The following is a 3,142-nucleotide window of genomic DNA, read 5'->3' on the forward strand; positions in this document are numbered from 1 at the left end:
GTTTAAGCTGGCGTTAGCCGTCAAGGAGCTTGCTATACTCAAAGTGATAGAATAGTATCACTTTAGTATTCCTTTGGAGCAGCTCTCATGAAAGTAGAACTAGTGACATCACTCAAACGTCAAGCAACTAAGATCCTTGCCGATCTCCACGATACTAAAGAACCAGTGTTGATTACCGAACATGGTAAGCCATCGGCATATCTGGTTGATGTTGATGATTACGAGTTTATGCAAAATCGTTTAGCGATTCTGGAAGGTATTGCACGAGGCGAACGCGCATTAGCTGACGGTAAAGTGGTAAGTCACGATGAAGCCAAGGACAAAATGTCAAAATGGCTGAAATAATCTGGACGGAACCAGCGTTGTCCAGCCTTAATGATATCGCTGAATATATCGAACTCGAAAATGTCGTAGCTGCAAAGCAATTAGTTCAAACGATCTTCTCTAAAGTTGGACGTCTAGAGGTTTTTCCTGAGTCTGGGCGTATTCCTCCTGAGCTAGAGCATCTCAGTTATCGCGAAGTTGTAGTTAACCCATGCCGTGTTTTCTATAAACAAGACGGTGATAAAGTATTTATCCTGTTTGTTATGCGCGCCGAAAGAGATTTTCGTAAGTTCTTGTTGAATAAGCAATAACATTTGAATTTGAGCGGCTAACAAAAGCTTCAAACCGACAAACAACGCGTGGCATTTTTAGTTTGCGGTGAATTTAGTGTTTAAGGCGTAATGCAGCGGCTTGTTTTGTGCGTTGTCTGCGGTTTAAGCTGGCGTTAGGTTGTTTCTCTGTTGCGGTAAGGATTTATTGAACTTAAGCGGTTTCTGGTTCGTATCAATTGGATGTTATTTCAAATACAAACAGACACTTGTGAAGTTACTATGAATCGAATTAATCCCGCCAAATTGCGCAATAGCAAGTGGACAGCAGTCAAACCGTCAAAAAGAGAAATGCACTTTTTGGTGTCTGCAATTGAGTTTGAAGAGGATGGTTCGGTGCTCTCGTGCACACTTGAGGCGGTACTGTCGAAGAAAGAGTATTCCATTGATTGGACTGACTTGAAGGACAGTGAAAAATGGCTCCAAGGCTGGAAGTGAGGCGCCCTTTCAAAGTCACACCTAACAAAGCGTTCAAGACGGACTCCCAACGCATGGCGTTTTCGGCTTACTTTGAGTTTAGTGTTTATGTCACAATGGTTTAGGTAGAGTGGTAGCGTTGCTCACCACTTAACGCGGCGTTAGCTGCCCTAGTCAATCTAGAGCGTTCTATAGGTATAATTTAAGAGGATCAATAATGCTTAGTGAAGAAAAATTGGCAGAAATAGAAAAACAAATATTAGACGAAAAGAAGACTGTAGATTTTGATACTAGAGAGTTCACCATTGAATTTTTAGTTCAAAAATATCTCAAGGACATTGATACTGGAGAAAATGATATTTTTGTTCCTGAATATCAACGTGATTTCGTGTGGGATGAAGTACGACAATCTCGATTGATAGAATCGATAACTTTAGGATTACCAATCCCAATTGTATTTATGGCTGAAGATAAAAATGGGCGACTTGAAATCGTAGATGGCTCGCAGCGAATTAGAACATTAGCCTCCTATATATCTGATGAATTAAAATTAACGCGTCTTGAAAAACTTACTGAGTTAAATAATCTTAAATTTAGTGATTTACCAAAGTCTAGACAGAAAAAGATACAAAATACTCCAATCAGAATGATTGTTCTTTCAGAATCCGCAACCGAAGAAGTAAGAAACGATCTTTTTGAGCGTATAAATAGAGGTAGTGATTTACTACGTAATATGGAAAAAAGAAAGGGAATTTATCCAGGCACTTTTAACGACTTTATTTACAAAGAATGTGCTAAAAACGAGCTTTTAGTAAAGTTAGCGCCATTGTCAAAAAGTGTTGTCAATAGGCAAGAGCATGAAGAGTTAATTTTACGATTTTTCGCAATGATGGATTTTTATCCTAAATTTCCGACGTTTGGTCGTGGTATCGGTGTTGTTCTTGATGAATACATGGAAGAAAAGAATAAGACATTTACCCCTGATGAGAAAGAAATCAAACAGAAACAGTTTAACGAAATGCTTGAATTTGTTAATAATGTTTTTGAGCATGGTTTTCGCAAGAAAAATGGTAACGCTATAACAAGAATATTTTTTGAGGCGGTATCTGTCGGTGTACATTTAGCTCTACAAGAAAAAAATGACCTTAATAGCAATAAATTAGATGCAAGCGAATGGTTTAAAGATTACCAATTTAAACGGTTGATTTCAGGTACACATAGAACGCACAGTCCAGACAAAATAAGCAAACGAATAAATTTTGTAAAAAATCAACTTTTAGACAGGTAGTTTTCTAGTGTATACAGTAAAAGACGATTTTGATGAAAAGCGTATAGAGGCTTCGATATTACTTGACCATATCAAGGAACTTTCAGAGAAAGCTGGTAACGTTAATAAAGTTGCAATTATTAAATCGGCTTTTATGGTGCTTCTGTACAACGCTATTGAGTCTACAACAGTTTTAGTTTTGGAAAGGGTGCACGAAAAAGTCTCTCGTCACAAGTATGATGAATTATCAGACCCTTTGAAAAAGATGTTTGTTGAATGTTATCTATTTAATGAGGGAAAAAGGAAACAACAATTGAATTTGAATTCAATTGTTGATAATTCACTGAATTTTCCAACCTTTGAAGAGCTGACTAAAAAAGTAAATCTTTTTTCAGGCAATTTAGATGCTAGGGAGCTAACCAAAATATTATCTCGTTATGGTATTGGTAAAATCACTAGTGTAAATAAAGAAAAATTACTTATTGTCAAAAACAAAAGAAACCAGATTGCACATGGAGAGGTAATGTTTAAAGAATGCTGCCGTAATTCAACGCACGATGAGTTGACAATAATACAAAATGCAGTCTTTGACTCACTAGACCAAATGATATCGCTTACAGAAAGGTATTTTGATAATTGTAAGTATTTGGCTAATTAGGATACTGGCAGCTAACAAAGCGTTTAAGAGTGATTCCGCACGCTTGGCATTTTCGCTTCGCTCAAGTGTAGCCAAGTGTGTGTCACACCTTAACGCAGCGTTATAGCGCTTTGATAATTTAAAGGTTTTAAGGTTCTCGAAAATTGC

Annotated in this window: 5 protein-coding genes; all 5 read left to right on the forward strand. The window is 37.2% G+C overall.

The window, feature by feature from the left end:
• Positions 1–87: 87 nt before the first annotated feature.
• On the forward strand, positions 88–345 hold the full coding sequence (locus VPNCDNU1_RS28400; RefSeq protein ID WP_005448240.1) for a type II toxin-antitoxin system Phd/YefM family antitoxin: 258 nt from the start codon (positions 88–90) through the stop codon (positions 343–345).
• Positions 333–635, forward strand: a complete 303-nt coding sequence (locus VPNCDNU1_RS28405) for a type II toxin-antitoxin system RelE/ParE family toxin (RefSeq protein WP_104403485.1) — start codon at positions 333–335, stop codon at positions 633–635. The genes VPNCDNU1_RS28400 and VPNCDNU1_RS28405 overlap by 13 nt, the downstream gene beginning before the upstream one ends.
• Before the next feature lie 240 nt (positions 636–875).
• Positions 876–1,091, forward strand: a complete 216-nt coding sequence (locus VPNCDNU1_RS28410; protein WP_104403487.1) for a TIGR02450 family Trp-rich protein — start codon at positions 876–878, stop codon at positions 1,089–1,091.
• Positions 1,092–1,287: 196 nt separating this feature from the next.
• Positions 1,288–2,358, forward strand: a complete 1,071-nt coding sequence (locus VPNCDNU1_RS28415) for a DUF262 domain-containing protein (protein WP_201797174.1) — start codon at positions 1,288–1,290, stop codon at positions 2,356–2,358.
• A 7-nt stretch (positions 2,359–2,365) separates the two neighbouring features.
• Positions 2,366–2,995, forward strand: coding sequence for an MAE_28990/MAE_18760 family HEPN-like nuclease (locus tag VPNCDNU1_RS28420; RefSeq protein WP_104403486.1), 630 nt, complete (start codon positions 2,366–2,368; stop codon positions 2,993–2,995).
• The last annotated feature ends 147 nt before the right edge of the window (positions 2,996–3,142 follow it).

Origin of the sequence: Vibrio penaeicida (genome assembly GCF_002933855.1) — a bacterium.
GTDB lineage: Bacteria > Pseudomonadota > Gammaproteobacteria > Enterobacterales > Vibrionaceae > Vibrio > Vibrio penaeicida_A.

What these genes read in the sequence shown, in the direction of transcription:
- VPNCDNU1_RS28400 (WP_005448240.1), top strand. Translation starts at nt 88, where the DNA reads ATGAAAGTAGAACTAGTGACATCACTCAAACGTCAAGCAACTAAGATC.
- VPNCDNU1_RS28415 (WP_201797174.1), top strand. Translation starts at nt 1,288, where the DNA reads ATGCTTAGTGAAGAAAAATTGGCAGAAATAGAAAAACAAATATTAGAC.
- VPNCDNU1_RS28405 (WP_104403485.1), top strand. Translation starts at nt 333, where the DNA reads ATGGCTGAAATAATCTGGACGGAACCAGCGTTGTCCAGCCTTAATGAT.
- VPNCDNU1_RS28410 (WP_104403487.1), top strand. Translation starts at nt 876, where the DNA reads ATGAATCGAATTAATCCCGCCAAATTGCGCAATAGCAAGTGGACAGCA.